Source organism: Pedobacter sp., assembly GCF_045627485.1.
Classification (GTDB): domain Bacteria; phylum Bacteroidota; class Bacteroidia; order Sphingobacteriales; family Sphingobacteriaceae; genus Pedobacter.
Genome location: NZ_JAZQNU010000166.1, coordinates 1 through 5,010, shown reverse-complemented (window position 1 = coordinate 5,010; position 5,010 = coordinate 1). Strand labels below are relative to the sequence as shown.

At 41.8% G+C, this 5,010-nt stretch carries 5 protein-coding genes; 3 read left to right on the top strand and 2 right to left on the bottom strand.

The window, feature by feature from the left end:
- Positions 1 to 423 precede the first annotated feature (423 nt).
- From ACR2F3_RS12855 to ACR2F3_RS12845, 3 genes are all read left to right on the top strand, one after another.
- Positions 424 to 987, top strand: a complete 564-nt coding sequence (locus tag ACR2F3_RS12855; protein ID WP_432710378.1) for a TetR/AcrR family transcriptional regulator — start codon at positions 424 to 426, stop codon at positions 985 to 987.
- Positions 988 to 1,110: 123 nt separating this feature from the next.
- The gene (locus ACR2F3_RS12850; protein ID WP_432710377.1) at positions 1,111 to 1,494 is read left to right on the top strand and encodes a hypothetical protein; all 384 of its coding nucleotides are present in this window, start codon (positions 1,111 to 1,113) and stop codon (positions 1,492 to 1,494) included.
- A 10-nt stretch (positions 1,495 to 1,504) separates the two neighbouring features.
- Complete coding sequence (locus ACR2F3_RS12845; RefSeq protein WP_432710376.1) at positions 1,505 to 1,828, top strand: DUF3817 domain-containing protein; 324 nt, start codon at positions 1,505 to 1,507, stop codon at positions 1,826 to 1,828.
- Here the strand turns inward: ACR2F3_RS12845 and ACR2F3_RS12840 are convergent, their stop codons facing one another.
- Together ACR2F3_RS12840 and ACR2F3_RS12835 are read right to left on the bottom strand one after the other, a co-directional pair.
- A complete protein-coding gene (locus ACR2F3_RS12840) occupies positions 1,829 to 4,327 on the bottom strand; it encodes a sugar-binding domain-containing protein (RefSeq protein WP_432710375.1) in 2,499 nt (832 codons plus the stop codon).
- Between the two features lie 80 nt (positions 4,328 to 4,407).
- Positions 4,408 to 5,010: glycoside hydrolase family 97 catalytic domain-containing protein (locus tag ACR2F3_RS12835; protein ID WP_432710374.1), on the bottom strand; the 603-nt coding region annotated here is incomplete at its 5' end.

The following is a 5,010-nucleotide window of genomic DNA, read 5'->3' as shown; positions in this document are numbered from 1 at the left end:
AAGCACTTCCTCTAATTTTGGAGGTACATCAGATTTTTTGCAGGATGTACTAACACTTATTACTAGCAGCAGATTAAGAGTTTTCTTATTTAATTTTTATTTAACTAAATAACTTATATACTCAAACATAAGCATTACTGTATTTTGATAATATTTAAATGACATATTTTTAATCTGAGTATCGTATAAATTACTGATTGTTAATGCCCCATTATCGCCGCTCTTGTAGGAGCGTCTCGTGGAAGCCGCTAAGTTTTACTGCCGCAAATAATGTCATAGACGAATGCGATAGAAGCCACTTTAAACACCTCATTATAAATATTGTTAATTATAAATTGTAGTAATGAGTATTGACCGCTTATTTTTTTCTTATGTTTGCAACATACCAATTAGTATTTTATGTCAAAAGCTCAATCAACACGAATGAATATCATCCAGAAATCGTTTGATTTAATTTACGAAAGAGGGTACCAGTCTACAAGTATTGATGATATTATTGCCACCACGCAGATGACAAAAGGGGCTTTTTTTTATCATTTTAAGAATAAAGAAGAAATGGGGCTTGCGGTGATTAACGAAATGCTTTATCCTCATATGATTCCATTTTTAGACAAGCACCTGGCACGCAGTGGTGATGCTCGTGCGAATATATATAGGATGATGGAAGTATTGTTATTGGAAGATACCTTCTTTAAAGTTGAGTTTGGATGCCCTATGGTCAACCTGATTGAAGAAATGGCCCCACATAATCCTTCATTTCGGAGAGCCTTAATCCGTGTAATTTCCTTATGGCAATCGGAGGTGGAGACGGCAATTATAAATGCACAGGCTGAAGGCCTGATGTCTAAATCGCATAATGCAAAAAACGTTGCCCAATATATTTCTGCAAACTACGGAGGGGCACGTTATATGGGTAAACTCTACGGAAAAGCTGTCTATACAACATTTCTAAACGAATTTAAAAAATACCTGGACGGACTGAAATAACTTTTTTTATCTTAAAACATACTAAATAGTATGTAAAATACTTATCTTATGTATTCTTTATTGTTATCTCTTCATTCTATATTTCGATGGTTGGTTTTAATCAGCCTCATTTTTTCTATATACATGGCTTACCGGGGAATGCTGGAAAGAAAGGTGTTTACGGCTAAGGCTGATGCCGTACGTCATTGGACGGCGACAATTGCTCAAATACAAATGCTTATTGGTATGGTTCTCTATTTTCAGAGCCCAATAGTGTCGGTTAGAATGGTAGATACTGCGGGCTTATTAAATCAACATACATTCTTCCGGTATATTCATGTCGCTATGATGATTTTAGCTGTAGTATTGGTTACCGTTGGTTCGGCGAAAGCCAAACGAATGGTACATGATCGGGATAAATACCAGACCATTTTAAAATGGTTCATATTAGCACTAATAGTCATATTAATCGCCATACCCTGGCCGTTTTCGCCATTTGCCGGCCGACCATACTTAAGAACCTTTTAATTTAATTTTTATGAAACACTTTTTCAACACACCAATTGGACGTTTAAGGTTAGTGAGCTATTTGGAAGGTATATCACTTCTTATATTGCTCGGGATAGCTGTGCCACTTAAGTACCTGGCTTCAAATCCAGATGTGGTTAAAATGATCGGACCAGTGCACGGTATTTTATTTCTATGGTTTTTGGTCAGCACGCTAAGTGTAGGCGTTGAAAAACAGTGGAAATGGCGAACCACCAGGATGGTTTTACTCGCCTGTCTTATTCCATTTGGCACTTTTTACATTGACAGGCAAATCCTAAAAGAAGCTGCAGAAAATGATCAAATGGTAAACTGATTACTTTAATTTGATCTGCAACACTGCTGCTTTCAGCCATGGTGAAGTAAAACGTACCGAAATCTCATCTGATGGTTTTCCACTGGTTTTTACATAAACAATCATTTTCCCATGGTGAACCCGTTGCCTATTATCCTGATAGTTACCCATGTCAGCATTGTTCCCCGCTTCCATGCCAAGCAATCGGGCATTTCCAATGATAGCGCAGGTAACCTCATCGTCGGAAAGTGGTACAGGAATTCCATCCTCATCTACTACCTGTAGTTCAATTTGTGCTAAACCACCCATTGCATCAAAGCTAAGTTCACTGCCTTGAATAACTTTAATAGCGTGCTGGCGTTTGTTGGTTTGTAACTGGTGGCGGATGGTTTCTTTTCCTTTGCTGTCAAGGCCTACAACCTCAAGTTTTCCAGCAGCGTAGGGGATATCCCAATAGATGATTCCATATTTTTCATCGTAGGGTTTTGTTTGACCTACAACCTGTCCATTCAACTCCAATCGTGCATGTTGTGCATTGGTATAGGCAACCACCCGAATTAACTGTCGGTCCATGTAATTCCAAATTGGCCAGGCATCCATAGATGGAGCCGCGTCTTGCTTTTGTCCTTGTTCAGATTCCAGTGCCGACCATACATCTGCTGCAGCTGCGCCTTCCTTCAGCGGGTAAGTGCCTAAGTAGGCCATTGGTTTATCCAACCAAAGCGATTGGCGAAAATAACCTCGTGGTTTGATATAACCTGCAAAATCTAACAAGCCGGAGTAAAAACCGCGTGAAGGCCAGCGGCCAGATTCACCCAGGTAATCTATTCCAGTCCAAAGAAACTGGCCAAAAATATGTTCATTGCCTGTCACAGCTTTCCATGCATTAAGGTCATGGCGGTTTTCACTGCCAAAGATCACGCGTTTCGGATAGCGCTTGTGGTCTTCGAGGTAACGGCTTTCTGTGTAGTTATAACCTGCGATATCCAGTGCACCCGGGTATTCGGTTTCGTTAGACATGGCAACTCCTGCTAAACCAGCAGTTACCGGGCGGCTTTTATCATATTTTTTAACCACAGCTACCAGGTTCTTGGCGATATCGCCTAAACGCATCGCATCCGGGGCATCTTTTTTATAACCGCCAAAAATCGGTTGTGTAAATCCACCTTCCTTGCTTCCCGCGAGTACCGGGTGAGAGTAGGGGTCGTTCGGATAATCTACTTCGTTACCAATGCTCCATGCAAAAATAGAAAGGTGATTACGGTCTCTTTTTACCATGTCGGCCAGGTCTTTTTCTCCCCATTCTTTAAAGTAATCAAATGATCCCTGAAATCCGGGAGTTCCTACATTCCAGCCCTGAAGCCATTTACGCTTTGGAAACTCCCATTCATCATAGGCTTCGTTCATGACTAACAGCCCCAATTCATCACATAGCGCATATAAGGAAGAGGCCTGAGGATTATGACTGGTTCTAATAGCATTTACACCTAGTGACTTCAGCGTTAAGAGGCGACGGCGCCATACCTCTGGATACGTTTCTGCCCCAAGCACACCTGAATCATGGTGCAGACACACGCCTTTTATTTTCATCGACTCCCCATTCAGGGAGAAACCTTTATTTGGGTCAAAAGTAAAAGTTCGGAAGCCAGTTACTACTGTAGACTGATCAATAACGTTATTCTCCTGAAGTACGGTGGTTCGCAGGGTGTAACTTTCAGGTTGATTGATGCTCCATAATTTTGGGTTGTTCACCATGAGCTGTGTTTTAAGTTCAGTTTTGTTGCCCCCCGCCAGTGTTACTTGACTAGTTTTTTTCGCTACCACGGTTCCACGCGCGTCTAACAATTCCGTGCGTACGGAGAGCTTAGCACCGGAAGACGATTCATTTGTTAACGCAGTTTGAACATGCAGCGTACCTTTCATGCCCTTTACTTCCGGAAAGGCGTAAACGCCCCATTGGTCAAGGTGAACTGGATTTGCCCTTACCAGCCATACGTCGCGGTAAATTCCTGAACCGGTGTACCAGCGGGAGTCGGCATCCTGGCTGTGGTCAACACGAACTGTAATCTCATTTTCCTGCCCATATTTTAGGAAAGGCGTAATGTCGTAGCCGAAGGATATATACCCATTTGGACGCTTGCCTGCAGACTGTCCGTTTACAAAAACTTCACTTCGGTTGTATACGCCCTCAAAATACAGGTGTAGCTTTTTGCCCTGGTCATCCTGTGGAATAGCAAGTTTTTTATGATACCAGCCTATTCCGCCCGGAAGGTATCCTGTAGCACTGGCAAGTGTAGGACTGAGGGGTTGTTTGACACTCCAGTCGTGAGGTAATTGTACTTTGCGCCATTCGCGGCTGTTAACATTAACCGGCTTTTTTGCGTCAAGGTCGCCTAAGTGAAAACGCCAGTCGGAAGTGATTTTCTCCGCTTCACCAAATCCAGGTTGTGCTAAAACAGTTACTGCGTTTAGTAAATATAGGGCTATGGAAAGAATAGCGTATTTAACAAGTCGTGTCATGATTTTTATTTAATGCGTAGGCTTTACAGGTGAAATTTCTGTTTTTAGTTAATAAAGGCGGTCTAAACTAACCATCTAGACTATTTCGCTACGATAATTGAACCTCCGTTAGCTAAAAGTTTTATTTTAAGCTGTTTCCTTTTTTGCAATTGTACCTTGTTAACCACAGGCTTCCTGTTATCTGAGTCTGAGTATAACTTCACCTCGTTTTCCGTTAACATTGGTAAAGAAACCGTAATTGTTTTATCCCTTTGCTCAGCATTGATCCCTGCGATGTACCAGGTATCGTTATGGCGACGTGCCAATACACAATATTTCCCCGGATAACCATCTATAAGTACAGTTTCATCCCATGTGGTAGGCACCTTTTTCATGAAATCTATCACATGGGCCGGCATTTCATCCAAATTATTTGGGGTGATACCGAAATTCTGAACCGGGGTTTGAAATAAAATAGCGGTGGCAAGTTGAAAAGTTTCAGTGGTTTTTCTAATCATTCCACCAGTGTTTTTCCGGTTGTGGCGCTTATTTAATAATACCGGGCCAAAATCCATCGCCCCTACAGCATTCCGTATAAAAGGGTGCAGTGTAGCATTAAATGCTTCCCTATCGTTGGCATGCTGGCCGAAAATCAGGTTTTCGGAGGCCAGTACTGCTTCACTCCCCACAAAATTAGGGTACAT